Here is an 18,224-nt window from a genome sequence, read left to right on the forward strand (position 1 = left end):
TATGGTCTAACTATATAGTTGAAAAGGAATGCGACATTAAAGTGTCGCTGAAAAACTCATCCAAGAAAAGGGAGGAAAAATCTTTTGAAAAACAAAATCATTGTTTTCCTATCTGTTTTATCATTTATTATTGGTGGTTTCTTCTTTAACACGAATACTTCAAGTGCTGAAACATCATCTACTGATTACGTTCCTAACCAATTAATCGTTAAGTTCAAACAAAATACATCTTTAAGTAATGTGCAATCTTTTCATAAATCTGTCGGAGCTAATGTCTTATCTAAAGATGATAAGTTAGGTTTTGAAGTCGTACAATTTTCAAAAGGTACTGTAAAAGAAAAAATAAAGAGTTATAAAAATAATCCAGATGTGGAATATGCAGAACCGAATTATTACGTTCACGCCTTTTGGACTCCAAACGACCCATATTTTAATAATCAATATGGATTACAAAAGATTCAAGCTCCACAAGCTTGGGATAGCCAACGAAGTGATCCTGGTGTAAAAGTAGCTATTATTGATACAGGAGTTCAAGGCTCACACCCTGATTTGGCTTCGAAAGTAATTTACGGGCATGACTATGTTGATAACGACAATACATCTGATGATGGTAATGGTCATGGTACACATTGCGCTGGAATTACTGGAGCACTTACGAATAACAGCGTCGGAATTGCTGGTGTTGCCCCACAAACTTCAATTTATGCTGTCCGCGTATTAGATAATCAAGGAAGTGGTACTCTTGATGCTGTAGCGCAAGGTATTCGAGAAGCTGCTGATTCGGGTGCAAAAGTAATTAGTTTAAGTTTAGGAGCTCCAAATGGTGGTACTGCATTACAACAAGCCGTTCAATATGCATGGAATAAAGGCTCTGTTATAGTTGCAGCTGCTGGAAATGCTGGAAATACAAAAGCTAATTACCCTGCTTATTACAGCGAAGTAATTGCAGTTGGTTCTACAGATCAATCAGATAGAAAATCTTCATTTTCTACTTATGGTAGCTGGGTAGATGTTGCAGCACCAGGTTCAAATATATATTCAACATATAAAGGAAGCACGTATCAATCATTAAGTGGTACATCTATGGCAACACCTCATGTTGCAGGAGTCGCTGCTCTTTTAGCAAATCAAGGATATAGTAATACACAAATCCGCCAAATTATTGAGTCAACTTCTGATAAAATTAGTGGTACAGGTACGTACTGGAAAAACGGTAGAGTCAATGCATATAAGGCTGTACAATACGCTAAGCAATTACAAGAAAATAAAGCTTCTTAAGAAAACTTTAATCAGTCGATCTACCATGAATGCGGAATAAAATAGAAGGAGAGACTTCTATAATTAAAGCCTCTCCTTCTTACAAACTATATTACTCTCCCTGCTTTTTAACCATATGTAAATACAGTACAAAATCCATCATTGTCGACGAATGACCAAGTTGACGGATCATCGCTGTTATATTTCCTCTATGATATGTACCATGATTTACGACATGTTGCACTAATTCTAAAATCGAAGTTTCTAATTTCCCTACATATGGATTCTCAATAACAAATACAGCATTCACATCTTGTATTGTAATTAAAAAATCTTTATATTGATTTGCCATGTTTTCAAACATTTTTTCTAATTCATGTAACGATTTAGTTTCAATTTGTTTTCGTAAATCTTCTCGGTCTTGTATTGCTTCATTCATGCTTTTACCATGCAATATATGTAACCACACTTGATCTGTAATATAAATATGCACAAAAGTATCCTTAATGGATGGAAATACACTCTGTATCTGCTCCTTAAAAATTGTCTCATAGTTTGGTAACTCTTTTAATCGATCGAATAATCTAGTATTAGCCCAAGCATGGTAATCAAACTGCTTTAATATATAATCTTTCAATTTATATTACCTCCCTATTGTATGAAACGAATAATTTGTTTCTTCGTTTCTGATTCTCTATCAGCCTTTGCAATCCCTTTTTCTTTCATTTCATGCTTATTTATCGTTTTATATTTTACATACGTATAAAATTCCGTTTGAAATGGAAATGGTGTAATCCGAATTGTTTCCTCATCCACCCATTCAGCTTGAATAAGTTTCTCCTCTTTACTATTAAACATTTCTGTTCCTTCAAAACCATCTTTAAATAAATCAATTTCATCTTTCTTTTTGACACCAGGCTTATTCATACATACGTATAAAGAAAGTTCATCACAAAACTTTAATAATCTATAATGTTTATCGAACATCGCAAACTGTTCCTTTGTTAACGTTTTCAAGATTCTTTTTTGTCGTTCTAATTCATGTTTATAAAATGACATCATCTCTTCATCTTCCTCGTTTAGTGGAAATGATAAAAAATGTTTACTACAAAGCAATGCCCCGTATGGATTAGAATTTTCAATTTCATTCAAACCAATCGTATAAAAAACAAAACGTAATGGGCTTGGACAATCCATAAATGTATATGGAATATTTTTAGCATCATTCAAAATTGGTACTTTATCAAGCTCTATCCATCCTCTGTCATGCTCATATATTGCATCAACTGTTTCTTTTAAATATGTTTTACTTTCAAAAAAGTGTTCTTTTATATGTTTTGCAATCTCTCCAGCTAAAAAACCATGATCATGTTGACGAATTAATATACTTTCCTTCTCATTTTTTTCACGAAAAATCATTCATATACTCCCCCTCATCCTCATATTAAAGCTTTTTATATGCATCGATTCTTAATTAATCCCTAAATAATAGAAGGGATTCAGTCTCTTGCAACGAAATTAACATAATTATATAGTATTCTTTCTAATCATAGTGATAGCTTTATCTTTACTATCTATTATACTAAAACATTCATTCCAAAAATTTTTTTATGAGGTGAAAACATGAACAAAACAGAATTAATTAAAAACGTAGCACAATCAGCTGATATTTCTCAAAAGGACGCTTCTGCAGCTGTACAATCCGTATTTGACACAATTGCTAATGCATTACAATCTGGCGATAAAGTTCAATTAATCGGATTTGGAACTTTTGAAGTGCGCGAAAGATCTGCTCGTACAGGACGTAATCCGCAAACTGGCGAAGAAATTCAAATCGCAGCTGGTAAAGTTCCTGCATTTAAAGCAGGTAAAGAATTAAAAGAAGCTGTTAAATAAACAAGAAACCAGCCATTTTATAGGCTGGTTTCTCGTTTTTATTTAAGCAATTGCTTTATATTCTCTGCATGATACACTTCACAAATATAAAATACACATTTGCAGTTACTTACAATTTGATACTTTCTAGTTGGATACACATTCGCTGTAACAGAACATCCATCAAACAATTCAATAATATTTCCAGATGGCTGATATCCTTCATATAATACGTTTCTTCTTACTTCCATCTTTTCTATAAGCTTTTCAACAGGAATATTTCCACTCTCTAATTCACTCTTTATTGCGTCCGGTAAAAACGAAGTGTCTGCAAAAATTAGATTTTCAGATAACACCTTTCCTTTATAACTAACATTAGATACACGGTAAAGAAATGTTCCATCTTTATCAAAGAAATTCTTTGCTTCTTTCGGAATGTACTGTCTACCAAGTGCCTCTTGTTCAAGAACATCAAACTGAACTGTATCATTTAAAAGCTTTTCTAAAGCATGAATGGATGATGTATCTCCAGAAAATAAAATATTTTTAATTGCTTGTACGTTATAAGTGAATTCATTCTTTCTATTTTCCGCTACTAACATGAGGAACACCTCTTCTATAATTTTTTTATTTAAGATTTAAAAGTGCTGCCGCGTCTAATTGCGTAATTTCAGTCACTTCCTTACTGAATATTGCAACAGAGGCCCTATAATCTAAACTAGGCCTTACATCTTCCATCATTGTATTACTTGCTAACTCTTGTCTATCCTTAAAAACCAACAAGTTTGGAGGATCATTTGGAGCTGATACTGTAATATGTACTGGCGGAATCATTAGTCCTTCACCTGTCGCTTTCAGCACCGCTTCTTTTCGAGTCCAATATGTTAAAAATCCTTCTATTTTCTGTTCATTTGGCAGTTTCATAACTTGCGCTATTTCAATGTCTGTTAATACACCTTCTGCCATTTTCATAACATCTACATTTGGATTCATTTGTTCTACATCTATGCCAACAGGTGCAGATTTTGTAAAAGCAACGACAACCCACTCACCTGAATGTGAAACGGATAATTGCGGCATACCTTCTGGTAATTGTGGTCTCCCATGCTGCAATTTACATACTGAGCACATTCGATCAATTGGTACTTGGACTGGTGACATAGAAAGTATCTTACCGAGAACTAATCTACTTATTACGCAACCTATTATAAAACGAGCTCGATCTGCCGAATGATGATACGAATTTGCTTTCTCTCGCTCTATATCATTTAGTAAATTGTAATGCCATGATTGTAAATCCGAAATTCTTGCCCACCATATTTGACAATCATTCTCATTCAAAGTTGGAACAGAATCTACAACTTTACTTTCTATCATGTAAACTCTCCTTTATTCAACGAATATCAATTTTCATAAAAAAGCATACGTATATTGTTATTCATTGACAAGTACTTTCTCTTTTTCTGATACAGATAATGTTTTTTCTTTCTTCTTTGACATTACCTCTTTATCGGAAATACGTAAAGAAAATAGTAGTGCTATGAGCAAAAATATTGCTGATCCAATTAGTGCTGCTTGATATGGTAAAAAATCGGATTGAGCGTTATTACTTCCAAAACCAGCTAGTATACTAGCTAAAACAGCTACTCCTATTGCTGAACCTAGTCGATTTTGCACATTGAATATAGTAGTAGCTCTCCCCATAGAAGGCGGCGTGATATTGTTAAAGGCAGAAAATTGAACCGCACCGACAGATTGACCTAAGAAAATACCGATACCAAACAATAATGCGCGGATTTGCCACGGATTCGTATCGTGATTTACAAAACTTAATAAAACAAAGATAATCGCCGTACAAATTAATCCAATAGAAATTACCTTTCGCGCTCCTAACTTTTTATATGACCATGGCACAATTTGTGAAGAAATCATTAATCCAATCGCCTCTGGAAATGTCGTAAGTCCTGATTCCAGCGCGGAAACTCCTATCACATTTTGATACATAAGTGGAAAAACAAATAACATTCCTAGTAAACCAGCTGATGAAAATAATGATATAAGGCTCATCTTTCTAAAGACTGGTTCTTTTAATAAGCGTAAATCTAACATCGGTTGCTTTACTTTCAGTTCTACGATTATAAACAATGTAATGAATACACCCCCAGCTATCCCAGTACTCATAATTTCTGGAGAAATCCACCCTTTTGATGGCCCCTGGCTGAGCGCATATATGAGCATCGCAAATCCTGGTGCTGATAAAATAAAGCCGAGAGAATCAAAGCGACCAGCTGATTTTTCAACATGCTCTGCTAAAAATAGAAGTCCAAAGAGCAATGCAACGATTCCAAACGGTAGATTAATATAAAATGCCCCACGCCAAGACATTTGATCTACAAAGAAACCACCGATGATAGGACCAATTGCTGGTGCTACAGCAATTGGAAGTACAATGAACCGAGAAATCTTCGGTCTTTCCTCTGGTGAAAATGTTCGAAATAACATCGCCATTCCGACCGGTGTTAAAAGCCCTCCACCAGCACCTTGAATGATACGGAAAATATTCAATGAAGTAATATCGTTAGCCATTCCGCATAAAGCAGAGGCAATTGTAAATACGAAAAGAGCAATTAAAAATACTCTTTTCGTACCAAATCGATCTCCTAACCAACCAGAAATCGGAAGGAAAACAGCTAAACTAACTAAATACCCAACATTAACCGTCCCCATTGCAGATGGAGGTACTTGTAGTTCTTTACTTATCGTTTGTAGTGCTACATTTACAATCGTTGCGTCCATCGCAGCCATAAACATCGCAGTTATATAAATGATACTTACGACTACTTTTGGATTTAGTTTTGCTTTCATTATCGTTTTCCTGCTAATGTTTTTTCACGAACTTGATTACTTTTTGGATTCAAATCTTTCCAGTTATATTCAACATATTCTAAGCAGCTCTGCCTACTAGCTTCTTCATATACGACACTCCAGCCAATAGGTACATCGAGAAAAGCAGGCCAGAGAGAATACTGGCCCTCCTCATTTATTAATACTTTATATGTGTAATTATCATTTTCAAATGGATTCGTCATACTCTACTTACCCCTTTCTTATTCTGCAAATATTTCGCTAATACTTGTCCAATTTCCGTAAGTGGACCTGGCTGACATAGATCTTTATGTCTACAATCAATATCGTGCTGCACAATTTGCCCATCTAAATAATTTAGCCACGTATTTGGAGAAATAGGATCAAACCAGTCTGGTATAACAGTAGATCTAAAGAATAAGATATCTCCGTTATAAACTTTCGGTACATATTTCCCTAACAACCCTACTGAATTTACATATGTTTCTTTCAAGTTCAATATAGTCTCTTCTTCAAGACTTGCTAATGCACTTCCATCTTTACGAAGGATTTCAACTGCACTTTCCATTGTAAGTGGTTTACCATCCATGTTATCTGGGTCATATCCGCCTAAAGCAAGTAATGCGATTAACGCTTCCTCTTCAGTAGGCGCTTCCGTATTCGGTAAGAAGTGTCCAGGATAAGAATCAAGCATAACGAGTAATTCTACTTCTTCCCCTTCATTTTGTAATTGCGCCGCCATTGCATGCACAACATTTCCTCCAAGCGACCAACCTAATAAACGATATGGTCCATGAGGCTGTACTTCACGAACGTGTTTCAAGTAATCCGCCGCCATCTCCTCTAAACTTTTTGGAAGTTCTTCATTTTTAGCGATACCACGTGCTTGTACACCATAGATTGGATAATCTGTTCCTAAAGATTTCATAAGTCCTGCATAGCACCAACTTAATCCACCTGCTGGATGTACACAAAATAGTGGTAATTGATCCCCACTTGCTCGTAATGGAAGCAACACATCAAGTGCACTTTGACCATTCCCCATCTCAAGTCTTTCAGCTAACCCTGCAACAGTCGGTGCTGCAAATAAAGTACCAATGTTTAGTTCCACTCCAAGCGCCTCTTTAATGCGGCTCATAAGCTGTACTGCAAGGAGTGAATGGCCACCAAGATCAAAGAATCCGTCATCAATTCCAATTTGAGGTACACTTAGCACTTCTGTAAACAAGTCACATAACATTTCTTCTTGCGGTGTTCTTGGACCACGACTAGAAGATGATGCGATAAATTCTGGAGCTGGCAATGCCTTTCTATCTAATTTACCGTTTGGAGTTAAAGGTAACTCATTTACTACTACAAAAGTGTATGGAACCATATAATCTGGTAAACTACCACTAGCAAACTGACGCATTTCATTCGTATCAATCGCTTCATTATTTGATGCAACGATATAAGAAACTAACCGTTTATCCCCTGGTTGATCTTCCCGTACAATAACGGCTACTTGCTCAACTTTAGGGTGCTTCATTATGACTGCTTCTATTTCTCCTAATTCAATTCGGAATCCACGAATTTTTATTTGATGATCTGCACGTCCTATATAATCTAGCGTCCCATCTTTACGCCAGCGAGCTAAGTCTCCTGTACGATACATTCTTGTACCTGGCTTTCCAAATGGATCTGCGATAAAGCGTTCAGTCGTTAATCCTGCTCTTCCTAAATATCCACGCGCAAGCCCTGCACCTGCAACATACATTTCTCCAACTACTCCAGGTGGCACTGGTTGTAAATAGTTGTCTAACACATACACTTTAAGGTCAGGTATACTGCACCCAATTAAACTATTTGCTCGTAAAGAGACGATAGTTTCATCTAATTCAATATAACTAACATGTACTGTCGTCTCCGTAATACCGTACATATTAATAAGCTTTGGTGCGTTATGAGGATGTCGACTATACCAATCTTCTAAGCGACTTAGCTCAAGTGCTTCTCCTCCAAAAACAACATATCGTAAAGATAATTTTTGGCCAATCTCTTTATTTTCACGATCTGCTTGCATCAATTGATAGAACGCTGATGGAGTTTGGTTTAAAACCGTAACCTTTTCTTTAACAAGAAGCTGTAAAAATTCTTTCGGTGAGCGACTTACAGTATGTGGCACTACAACTAAACGCCCTCCGTATAATAAAGGTCCCCAAATTTCCCAAACCGAGAAATCAAAAGCGTATGAATGGAACATCGTCCAAACATCGTTTCCGTCAAACTGGAACCAATGATCAGTTGCTCCTAAAAGTCTTACTACATTTTGATGAGGTATCATAACGCCTTTCGGTCTACCCGTTGAGCCTGACGTATAAATAACGTAAGCAATATGTGATGGAGATAATGGCTTAATTCGTTCCACTTCATCAATATTGTCATCACTATATTTCTCAACTTCTGCTATTACTTTCACATCATCAACTAAAACTTTTAGTGCCTCATCACATTCAATTTCCACTTCTGAATTCGTTAAAACACATGATGGTTTCGCATCGTGTAGCATAAATGAAATGCGGTCTGCTGGGTAATCTGGATCTAACGGAAGGTATCCGGCACCAGCTTTAAGAACAGCTAATAAGCTTACAACCATGTTTAATGATCTTGGCATCGCTAAAGCAACGAGTTGATCAGGACCAATCCCTTTTGCTATTAGGAATCGAGCTATTTTATTTGCTTTTCTATTTAACTCTTCATAAGTTAATTTCTTATTTTCAAAGACAACAGCTATAGAATTTGGATTTATATGAGCCTGCTTTTCAAACAATTGTGGCAATGTCATTTCTGGTGCAATTTGAAAACCACCATTCCACTTTTCTAACACTGTATTTTTCTCTGCTACAGTTAATATTTCTAATCTGCCAATTGATTGATCTGGATTTGTAGCTGCATCATCTAATAACAAAATGAATCGTTCTATTAGTTTTTGAACCGTTTCACGTTTATATAAATCGGTACTAAACTCTAGTAATCCATATAAACCGTTCGGAGTACCATCAACCTCGTTACTCTCACTAATTTCAAATGTTAAATCAAATTTTGCAGAACCAACGCTTTGAATTTCAAGGCTCGCTTCTAAATCTGGTGCATTAAACGTTGCTTCTGGTGTATTTTGAAAAGCTAACATAACTTGAAACAACGGGTGGCTGTTTCGAGTACGTACTGGATTTAACACTTCAACAAGCCTTTCAAATGGAACATCTTGATTTTCATAAGCTGCAAGATTTACCTGCTTCACTCTATTTAATAATTCTTTAAAACTTGGATCTCCTGACGTATTTGTACGTAACACTAATGTATTTACAAATAAACCAACGATATCTGAAAGTACATCATCATTTCTTCCAGCAATCGGACTTCCAATTGGTATATCAGTGCCTGCACCTAATCTTGTAAATAGTGCACTAAGCCCTGCTTGCAATACCATAAACAAACTAACTCCATTTTTACGTGCAAGCTCTACTAACCTACTATGCATACCTTCATCTATATGAAAATGAATTGTTTCCCCGCGGTAACTCGTCTCAATTGGACGCTGGAAATCTGTAGGTAACTCCATTTGGTCTGGTAAACCTTTAAGTTCTTCTTTCCAAAAATCTAATTGTGTTGAAATAAGACTCTCTGGTGTCGTTTCATCACCTAGCAATTGCTGTTGCCAAAGTGCATAATCTGCGTATTGAACTGGTAGTGTCTCCAGCTGAACTCTGTCACCTTGACATCGTGCTTTATACGCCGCTGTAAAATCTCTCGTTAACGGCTGTAATGACCAGCCATCACCTACAATATGATGTAATAAAATTAATAATACATGTTCGTTTTCACTCACTGTAAAAAGTTGCAAACGAACTGCCGGCTCAATATCGAGGTTAAAGCTATATCTTACCGCCTCTGAAAGTACACTTTCTAATTCATCTTTACATGTATTAGTTATAACCATTTCTAGATTTAAATTTTCCATATCTAAAATTTTCTGATAGGAACTACCTAATACGTTAGGGAAAATTGTTCTAAGTGTTTCATGTTTCTCAACTACATCATAAAAAGCACCTTGTAATGCTTCCCGATTCAATATTCCATTCATACGAATGACTAGCGGAATATTATAAGTAGGACTTGGACCTTCTAAACAATTTAAGAACCATAACCTGCGCTGTGCAAATGAAAGTGGAACTTCATTTGGCCTACTTGCTTTCTGAATAGCTGGTCTTGCGCTTTTTGCATGGTTTAATTGTTTCGCCAGTTCGGCAACAGTTGGTGATTCAAATAGTTTCCCAATTCCTAATTCCACACTTAACGTTTCACGAATTCTTGCCATTAAACGAGATGCGAGAAGTGAATGTCCACCCATTTCAAAGAAATTATCATCAATGCTAATTCGAGAAACACCAAGTACTTCTGCAAATAAATCACATAATATTTCTTCTTTCGGATTTCTAGCAACTCTCTCGTTGTTCATTCCATTAAAATCAGGAGCAGGTAATTTCTTTCTGTCAACCTTACCATTTGGCGTTAATGGTAATTCTTCTAGCACAACAAATGCCGATGGTATCATATAATTCGCTAAACTTTCTGAAACATAAGAACGAATTTCTGAAAGATTAATCGGTTCCTTTTCTTCTGCAACGATATACGCAATGATGCGTTTATCATTTGCACGATCTTCTCGTACCATTACTACCGCTTGTTGAATATTTTCATGTCGTTGTAATACCGTTTCAATTTCAGCTAATTCAATTCGGAATCCACGAATTTTAATTTGATGATCTGCGCGACTAATGTACTCTAACGCACCATCACTACGCCATTTCACAAGATCTCCTGTACGGTACATGCGCTTCCCTGATTCTCCATAAGGATTTGCAACAAACCGTTCAGCTGTTAACTCAGGTTTTCCTAAATATCCGCGCGCAAGTCCTTCCCCTGCAATATATAATTCACCAATAATTCCAGGTGGAACTGGTTGTAGCCCTGCATCCAATACATACACTTCTGTATTGCAAATTGGCTTTCCAATAGGTGGTATACCCTTTTCACCTTCATCAATGTTCATGAAAGTAGACCAAATCGTCGTTTCAGTTGGTCCATATAAATTAGTTATTGAACAACCTAATTCTTTTAATTTATTTGCTAAATGCGCTGGGAGAGCTTCACCACCAACAAGTATATTTAGCCCTTGTAGCTTCTCTGGATAATCAGTTACTAACGCCTGCCAAAGCGTCGGTGTAGCCTGCATAATTGTCACTCTTTCTTCTTGTAAAAGTGTCGTTAATGCTGATGGCTCTTGTATGACTTCTTTTTGCGCAATTGTTAAACTTGCACCACTAATAAGAGGTAAATAAATTTCTAGAGCAGAAATATCAAACGCAAACGTTGTAACTGCTAATAAATGATCATTTTCATTTAATGAAAACTTTTGCTGCATAGCCATTAAAAAGTTACTTAAACCTCTCATAGGAACAATTACACCTTTTGGGTTTCCTGTTGAGCCTGAAGTATATATTGTATAGGCTGGGTTTAAAAGTGATACATCATTCTTACATGCTATATTCATACGAGAATATGTATGTAACGCTAGTTTCGTTTCTTCGTCATCTAATACAATTTTTTTCATATCCTTTTCTATAACTAACTTAGATGAAACAGATGAATGTGTTATGATACAAACTGGTTTTGCATCATTTACTATATAATTAACTCTTTCTGCTGGGTATTCTGGATCTATTGGTAAATACGCTGCACCAGCCTTTAAGACTGCTAGCATACTAACTACCATTTCTATTGATCTAGGGAATACTAAAGCTACAAACTGATTTGGTCGTATTCCTTCTTCTACTAAATAATGTGCTAGTTCATTCGCTCGTTCATTTAGCTCTTTATACGTAAGGATTACACCGTCACAAGTAATCGCTAGTTTATTTGGATTTTTTTGCACTTGTTTTTCAAATGATATAGGTAAACTGATTAACTCATCGTCTTCCTTCGTTTCATTCCATTCCAATAAAACTTTATGATTTTCTTCAGCCAGAGTAATGTTTATTTTTCCAATCGACTCGTTTTTCTCATAATTATTTATTACTAATTCAAATAGATTCATAAATCTTTCTTTATGCAATGCTAGCTCTGCGCCATTATATACTTCGGGATTCGCATCAAAATGAATCATTAGCTCATTTTGATCAAAACGTTTATATACATTTATCGATAAATCATCTACAGGTCCTGCTGATAAGTTATGCATAATACCACGATTTCCAGCAAAATTAAGCCCGTAATCAAAAGGCATAACATTCACTAACGGTCCAAACAACCTTTGATTTTCACCTAGTAACTTTAAATCTCTTCTTAATTCCTCATGACGGTATTTATAATGGCGACGTACATCTCGGATTTCTTTAGAAACTTGCTGCAATAATTCCGCAAGAGTTATATTTGGAGTTACTGTAATACGAAGTGGAACTAAATTCATTACCATACTTGGTGTATGAATAGATACCGAACCTAGACGTCCCATCATCGGTAAACCTAAAACAATATCATTTGCACCTGTTAACTTATGCATATAAATACTTGTTACAGCGAAAATGAATTCCGGCCAACTTGTTAACGAAATATTGATATCTTCTAATAAAGTTTTCGTGCTAGAACTAGATAAATAAGCTGTTTCTCGTGAAAATCCATTTGATGTTCTCGGTGCTCGCTCTGCCAAACTTACAACTTCTGGTTCATCCGCAAATTTTTCTAACCAAAAAGTACGATCTTCCTGAAATTGTTTAGACTCACGATACTCAATATCTTCTTGCACGACTTTTGCAAGAGAACCAAATGGCTTTTCATTCGTTTTTGTTTCTTCTATAAGTGATGTATACTCATTCGCTACCTTTTGGCTAAGAAGTGAAAATCCATAGCCATCCATCACAATGTGATGGATGCGCTGATACCAAAAGAAACGATTATTTTCAACTTGAATAAGTGCTTCAGTAAATAAAGTATCTTTTTTCAAATCGACTGGCATAGATAAATCATTTTTCATCCATACTTTAGCAGCTTCTTCAGGATTTTCTTCTTTACGAACGTCAATAAAATGCATATGAAACTGTGATTCTTCAATAACTTGCCATGGGCCAATTTCATCCTCTTCGAAGTGAACATGAAGTGCTTCTGTTTCCATTACAACTTTACGTACAGCTAATTCAAAAATGTCTTGATGAATATTTCCGTTTATTTCTACATATTCCCCAGTATTATAAATTGGATTAAGCGGATCTAATTGTTGCGCAAACCACATACCAGACTGCGCAGATGATAACGAATGACGAATCTTTTGACTGTTAGGCATTCTTTACTACCCCTTTATTATGTAGTCTATTTGTTACAGCACCTGTGCTGTTTGTGAAGATAGTAAACTGTACCAACCTGCAACAGTTGGATGTTCTGCTAAATCTGCAAAAGTGATTTCTTTCCCTTCACGACGCCACTTCTCTACTAAACTCATAATTCTGACCGAATCAAGCCCTCTATTTAATAAGTCCTCATCAATATCAATACTCTCTACTGGCTCACGAAGTAGTTGTGCAACTAGTTCATGCACTTCCTGTATAGTGATTCCTTCACTCTCATCATCTTTTACACTTTGTAAATCGTTTAACAGTAGGTTTGTTGATGTCGTTACTGCACATCTATTAGATGCATACTCCAATGCTTGTTTATGATGCTCTAGTGAAAAATCAGCAACTGCATCTGCTACAAAGAACGGCTCTATACCATCCATAAATGCTTCACAAGCTGTTAAAAGACAGCCAATATGCGCATAAATACCGCAAATAATGAGTTGATCTCTTCCTTGTTCATTTAAAATTTCTAATAGATTTGTCTTTTTAAATGCACTATATCTCCATTTTGTTAGGAATATATCATCCTCATCAGGAGTAAGTTCATCAACAATTTTCTTTTTATCTGGTCCAGCAGGTATACCGTCACCCCAAAAGTCTTGTAATAAACCTCGTTGTTCTAACGTTTGCCCACCAGGTTGTGCTGTATAAACAACTGGTATACCAAGTTCCTTACATTTTTCTCTTATCATTTTAATATTTGAAATAAGTTCTACTTTTGGTGATTCTTTATCGCTATATGCATCAAGAAAGTATTCTTGCATGTCATGAATTAAAAGTACTGCACGTTTCGGATCTGGTGTCCAATTCACTTTATTTTTTGGTAGTTCTGATTCAATTGGCATTTTATATACTGAAATAGATGGGATAGCCATCTAATCACTTCCTTCCGATTTTTATTATTGTTTTACTGTAATAAGTTTTTCAGCAATGACTTTACGTAGTTCTTTTTTGCTGACTTTTCCGACTCCTGTTTGCGGGAATGATTCAATAAATTCAATTCGATCTGGAATTTTATAAGCCGCTATACCACGTTCTCTTAAAAACATTTTTAATTCACTTACTGCCGGAACTTGTCCGCGAGCTATAACAAAAGCACAGGTGCGTTCCCCTAAATAATCGTCAGGCATAGATACGATTGCTACGTCATGGATCGCATCGTGTGCTAATAGATGATTTTCAACTTCTTCCGCAGCAACTTTCTCACCACCACGGTTAATTTGATCTTTATCTCTTCCTTCTACAATGATGTATCCTTGTTCATTTACTTTTACAAGATCACCTGTGCGATAAAACCCATCCTTTGTAAATGATCGTGCATTATGCTCTTCGGCTTTATAGTAACCACGAATTGTATATGGACCTCGTGTTAATAAACTACCTACTTCGCCCGGTTGTACATCGTTGTCATTTTCATCAACAACTCGTACTTCATCGAGTGCAGACATTGGTCTACCTTGTGTATGGATAATAATTTCTTCCGGATCGTCTAATCTTGTATAGTTCACTAATCCTTCCGCCATACCGAATACTTGCTGTAACGTACATCCAAATGTAGGGCGTATACGTCTTGCAACCTCAGCGCTAAACTTAGCACCACCTACTTGAATAACCTCTAAGCTCGATAAATTGGTATTACGAGAAGATGCAGCATCAAGCCAAATCATTGCTAATGGCGGAACGAGCGCTGTAATTGTAACTTTTTCTTTTTCAATAAGAGCAAATGCCTCATCTGGACTACCACCAGTTGCCAATACCACTTTTCCACCCGCATAGAAAGTTCCAAATGTCCCTGGAGAACTCATTGGGTAATTGTGTGCTACTGGAAGAACTGCCATATAGACGCTTTCTGCATTCAAATTACAAATTTCAGCGCTAACACGTAAACTATAAATATAGTCATCATGTGTTCTAGGAATTAATTTAGAAAGACCTGTTGTGCCTCCTGATAATTGGAGAAATGCAACATCACTTGGCTGAACTTCTGGTAATGAGACGGGATCCATATACAGATCATTTATGTTCACAAACTCTTCTTCTTCTCCCACTACAATTACATGTTGTAAATTTGGCACTTTCTCTTTCACTTCTCTTGCTAGTTTTCGATAATCAAAACCGAGAGCCTTATCTGAAATAACGTAAGCGCTCGCCTCGCCAAACTCACAAAAATAACTAATTTCACTGCTTCGATGTGAAGGTAGTGCAAAGACAGGAAGCGCTCCAATTCGAAATAGTGCAAAACATATTTCGAAAAACTCGATAATGTTAGGTAACTGGATTACAACTCTGTCCTCTTTCTTTATTCCTAAATTCAGTAAACCTGCTGCTAAACGATCTGCATTTTTATCAAGTTCACTATATGTTATATGCTTCTTACCACTTACAACCGCGATTCGATCTCCATATTTCTCAGCCCGCTCTCTTAACACTCCTCCAAATGTTTCACCAAGCCAACATCCTTCTTCTCGATAATGATCGGCAAATTCTTTTGGCCATTCTGTATAACCTACTAGCATTCTTTCTTCCCCCTATTTTTCATTAAGTGAACTATCTCTTAATCCTAAAGCTTTTAGCATTGTTTGGAACTTAGCTGATGTTTCTGCTAACTCATCTTCTGGTTTTGACTCAGCAACAACTCCAGCTCCTGCATATAAACGCAGTGTATTTTCTTGTACTTCAGCACAACGAATTGTAACAATCCATTCTCCATCTCCATTTAAATCGCTCCATCCTAGCATTCCTGTAAAGAACTGGCGGTCAAATGGCTCAATATGCTGTATAGCCTCTCTTGCTTTTTCCATCGGAGTTCCGCAAACTGCTGGCGTAGGATGAAGGGCAATTGCTAATTGTAAAGAAGAAGTATTTGGATCCTTCAGTTCACCTTTCACTTCTGTAGACAAATGCCACATCGCTTCACTATGAATAACTGATGGCTTTTCTGGAACATGTAATGTATGACAATACGGACGAAGTGCAGCGGCAACCGCTTCAACTACTACCGCATGTTCATGTAAATCTTTTGGAGAAGAAAGTAATTCCTCTGCTCTTCTTTTATCTTCTACTGGGTCCTCACTACGTGGCCTTGAACCAGCTAACGGATTAGAAATAACTTGCATACCATTACGTGAAACAAGTAATTCAGGACTTGCTCCAATTAGCGTCTTACTGTTCTCTTTTTCATCTTTCGGTAAATTCACAGCAAATGTATAACCATGCTTATTATGTTCTGCTAATTCTCGCAGAAGTTTTTGCTTATCAATCTTTTCCGAAGATTTAACATCTAACGATCTAGATAGAACGATTTTCTTTAAATCACCGTCCTGTATTTTTTTAATTCCTTGCTTCACACCATTCATATAAACTTCAGGGTCTGGTACTGGCGTCATTTCAAATGTTACGTTCTCATTTGTTTCAAGCTGATTTGTTGTATCCAATTGTAAACGCTCAGAAATCCTACTATATTCTGGTACGATAAGTTGGACTTCTTTTCTACGATCAAATGGCAAAGCACCCACAACGATAGGATTTGGATTTCCAGCTTGTTTCGCATTACTTAATGTCGCTTGCACAAGCTCTGGGAAATTTTCAATTTCACGATGCTTTACTGTAGTAAACTCTCCTTCTGCTAATATAGTTCGAGTTGGTGAAGCGAAAAAGAATGAAGATTCAGTCTTATAATCTTCTAAAAGTTTTTCTGACAATTCCTTTACAGCTATATGTTCATTCATAATATAATAACCTCCTGAATTTTTATTAAACTCCTAACGTAGCACCGCCATCGACACATAAATTGTGCATTGTAATATGACTTGCTCTATCTGAGGCTAAAAATAACACTGCTTCAGCAACTTCTGAAGGTTGTGCAATTTTTTGTAATGGAATTCCGAGTCTATATGTATTTTGAGAACCAGCAATTATATTTTTAGCTCCATTCTCATCAGCCCATAGTAATCTTTGCATCTCAGTTTCAGTAGAACCTGGAGAAACTAAGTTGCAGCGTATATTGTATGCCGCAAGCTCTAGTCCTAAACATTTCATAAACATCGTCGTTGCAGCCTTTGACGCAGCATACGCAGCCATCTCCATTCTCGGCGTATTTGCCGCATTTGAACCGACTGTAACAATTGCCCCTGATTTTCTTAACATCATATTTTTACTTACCGCTCGGGACATATTGAAAACCCCTGTAGTATTTACAGAGAATGTTTTATTCCAATCTTCATCACTTAACGAATGAATTGGTCCCATACGTAAAACCCCTGCAACATTTATTAAAATATCTATTGGCGCTATTTCATTTGCAATATGATTTACCATGTCTTCAACAGCAGCACTATTACTCACATCTAAACGAAACGTTTTCATACGTGTTTTATTTAATTCATTTTGATTTAAGAGTACATTTAACCCCTCTTCATTTTGATCAACCGCAATAACTGTGGCTCCTCTTTCTAAAAACATTTTGGCAACAACACTGCCTATGCCTTGTGCTGCACCTGTTACTAAAACTGTTTGCCCATCAAATTCCCCTAAGTTCATTTTCTCTATCCTTTCACATAAACATTAATTTCATTAAGTAACATCAATGATATTGATTTTCATTATCAGTTGTGTTGTAAAAAATAATACACTTACTAAACTAATTGGTCAAGTGCGCATTACTTTAAAATCCGTTTTATTGATAATGTTTTTCATTTACTATCTTACACCGAAATGATAATGTTTCTCAATAGACTTGTCAATCTTTTTTTATTTTTCAGATAAAGTATTTTAATGCTTCTTAATAAAATCATACCT

The 18,224-nt window shown here is 36.1% G+C and carries 13 protein-coding genes; 2 read left to right on the forward strand and 11 right to left on the reverse strand.

Annotation, left to right across the window (positions count from 1 at the left end; all coding sequences use genetic code 11):
• The first annotated feature begins 84 nt into the window (after positions 1 to 84).
• The gene (locus tag ACO6VI_RS21525; RefSeq protein ID WP_098818849.1) at positions 85 to 1,278 is read left to right on the forward strand and encodes a S8 family peptidase; all 1,194 of its coding nucleotides are present in this window, start codon (positions 85 to 87) and stop codon (positions 1,276 to 1,278) included.
• Between the two features lie 91 nt (positions 1,279 to 1,369).
• Here the strand turns inward: ACO6VI_RS21525 and ACO6VI_RS21530 are convergent, their stop codons facing one another.
• Together ACO6VI_RS21530 and ACO6VI_RS21535 are read right to left on the reverse strand one after the other, a co-directional pair.
• Positions 1,370 to 1,894, reverse strand: a complete 525-nt coding sequence (locus ACO6VI_RS21530) for a DinB family protein (RefSeq protein WP_161520155.1) — start codon at positions 1,892 to 1,894, stop codon at positions 1,370 to 1,372.
• A gap of 14 nt (positions 1,895 to 1,908) precedes the next feature.
• Positions 1,909 to 2,676 carry a DUF3891 family protein gene (locus ACO6VI_RS21535; protein WP_161520154.1) on the reverse strand — a complete coding sequence of 256 codons (768 nt, stop codon included), beginning with the start codon at positions 2,674 to 2,676 and terminating at the stop codon, positions 1,909 to 1,911.
• A 204-nt stretch (positions 2,677 to 2,880) separates the two neighbouring features.
• Between ACO6VI_RS21535 and ACO6VI_RS21540 the strand changes: the two genes are divergently transcribed.
• Entirely contained in the window at positions 2,881 to 3,153 is a 273-nt protein-coding gene (locus tag ACO6VI_RS21540; protein ID WP_001043905.1) for an HU family DNA-binding protein, read from the forward strand.
• Between the two features lie 38 nt (positions 3,154 to 3,191).
• On the opposite strand, the gene ACO6VI_RS21545 is transcribed toward ACO6VI_RS21540, so the two are convergent.
• The 9 genes from ACO6VI_RS21545 to dhbA are packed head-to-tail and all read right to left on the reverse strand — an operon-like array spanning position 3,192 to position 17,966.
• The gene (locus ACO6VI_RS21545) at positions 3,192 to 3,734 is read right to left on the reverse strand and encodes a hypothetical protein (RefSeq protein ID WP_000959126.1); all 543 of its coding nucleotides are present in this window, start codon (positions 3,732 to 3,734) and stop codon (positions 3,192 to 3,194) included.
• Positions 3,735 to 3,759: 25 nt separating this feature from the next.
• Positions 3,760 to 4,509 (reverse strand): 4'-phosphopantetheinyl transferase Sfp, encoded by a 750-nt coding sequence (gene sfp / locus ACO6VI_RS21550; protein ID WP_063547185.1) that lies wholly within the window; start codon positions 4,507 to 4,509, stop codon positions 3,760 to 3,762.
• Between the two features lie 57 nt (positions 4,510 to 4,566).
• Complete coding sequence (locus ACO6VI_RS21555) at positions 4,567 to 5,997, reverse strand: MDR family MFS transporter (RefSeq protein ID WP_063547184.1); 1,431 nt, start codon at positions 5,995 to 5,997, stop codon at positions 4,567 to 4,569.
• Entirely contained in the window at positions 5,997 to 6,221 is a 225-nt protein-coding gene (locus ACO6VI_RS21560) for an MbtH family protein (protein ID WP_000184060.1), read from the reverse strand. The genes ACO6VI_RS21555 and ACO6VI_RS21560 overlap by 1 nt, the downstream gene beginning before the upstream one ends.
• Positions 6,218 to 13,375 carry an amino acid adenylation domain-containing protein gene (locus ACO6VI_RS21565; protein WP_161520153.1) on the reverse strand — a complete coding sequence of 2,386 codons (7,158 nt, stop codon included), beginning with the start codon at positions 13,373 to 13,375 and terminating at the stop codon, positions 6,218 to 6,220. Before ACO6VI_RS21565 ends, ACO6VI_RS21560 begins: the two co-directional genes overlap by 4 nt.
• 33 nt (positions 13,376 to 13,408) lie before the next feature.
• Positions 13,409 to 14,302, reverse strand: coding sequence for an isochorismatase family protein (locus ACO6VI_RS21570; RefSeq protein WP_063547182.1), 894 nt, complete (start codon positions 14,300 to 14,302; stop codon positions 13,409 to 13,411).
• A gap of 24 nt (positions 14,303 to 14,326) precedes the next feature.
• Positions 14,327 to 15,943, reverse strand: coding sequence for a (2,3-dihydroxybenzoyl)adenylate synthase (locus ACO6VI_RS21575; protein WP_161520152.1), 1,617 nt, complete (start codon positions 15,941 to 15,943; stop codon positions 14,327 to 14,329).
• A gap of 12 nt (positions 15,944 to 15,955) precedes the next feature.
• The gene (gene dhbC / locus ACO6VI_RS21580; protein ID WP_088020941.1) at positions 15,956 to 17,155 is read right to left on the reverse strand and encodes an isochorismate synthase DhbC; all 1,200 of its coding nucleotides are present in this window, start codon (positions 17,153 to 17,155) and stop codon (positions 15,956 to 15,958) included.
• Between the two features lie 25 nt (positions 17,156 to 17,180).
• Entirely contained in the window at positions 17,181 to 17,966 is a 786-nt protein-coding gene (gene dhbA, locus ACO6VI_RS21585; protein WP_001048437.1) for a 2,3-dihydro-2,3-dihydroxybenzoate dehydrogenase, read from the reverse strand.
• Positions 17,967 to 18,224 lie beyond the last annotated feature (258 nt).

The sequence above is a fragment of the Bacillus sp. PSXD-155 genome (genome assembly GCF_049310765.1).
Taxonomy (GTDB): domain Bacteria; phylum Bacillota; class Bacilli; order Bacillales; family Bacillaceae_G; genus Bacillus_A; species Bacillus_A cereus.

Excerpts from the sequence above, each read along its gene's own strand:
- ACO6VI_RS21565 (WP_161520153.1), bottom strand. The coding sequence starts at position 13,375 with ATGCCTAACAGTCAAAAGATTCGTCATTCGTTATCATCTGCGCAGTCT.
- sfp (WP_063547185.1), bottom strand. The coding sequence starts at position 4,509 with ATGATAGAAAGTAAAGTTGTAGATTCTGTTCCAACTTTGAATGAGAAT.
- ACO6VI_RS21575 (WP_161520152.1), bottom strand. The coding sequence starts at position 15,943 with ATGCTAGTAGGTTATACAGAATGGCCAAAAGAATTTGCCGATCATTAT.
- ACO6VI_RS21560 (WP_000184060.1), bottom strand. The coding sequence starts at position 6,221 with ATGACGAATCCATTTGAAAATGATAATTACACATATAAAGTATTAATA.
- dhbC (WP_088020941.1), bottom strand. The coding sequence starts at position 17,155 with ATGAATGAACATATAGCTGTAAAGGAATTGTCAGAAAAACTTTTAGAA.
- ACO6VI_RS21540 (WP_001043905.1), top strand. The coding sequence starts at position 2,881 with ATGAACAAAACAGAATTAATTAAAAACGTAGCACAATCAGCTGATATT.
- ACO6VI_RS21545 (WP_000959126.1), bottom strand. The coding sequence starts at position 3,734 with ATGTTAGTAGCGGAAAATAGAAAGAATGAATTCACTTATAACGTACAA.
- ACO6VI_RS21570 (WP_063547182.1), bottom strand. The coding sequence starts at position 14,302 with ATGGCTATCCCATCTATTTCAGTATATAAAATGCCAATTGAATCAGAA.
- ACO6VI_RS21535 (WP_161520154.1), bottom strand. The coding sequence starts at position 2,676 with ATGATTTTTCGTGAAAAAAATGAGAAGGAAAGTATATTAATTCGTCAA.
- dhbA (WP_001048437.1), bottom strand. The coding sequence starts at position 17,966 with ATGAACTTAGGGGAATTTGATGGGCAAACAGTTTTAGTAACAGGTGCA.
- ACO6VI_RS21555 (WP_063547184.1), bottom strand. The coding sequence starts at position 5,997 with ATGAAAGCAAAACTAAATCCAAAAGTAGTCGTAAGTATCATTTATATA.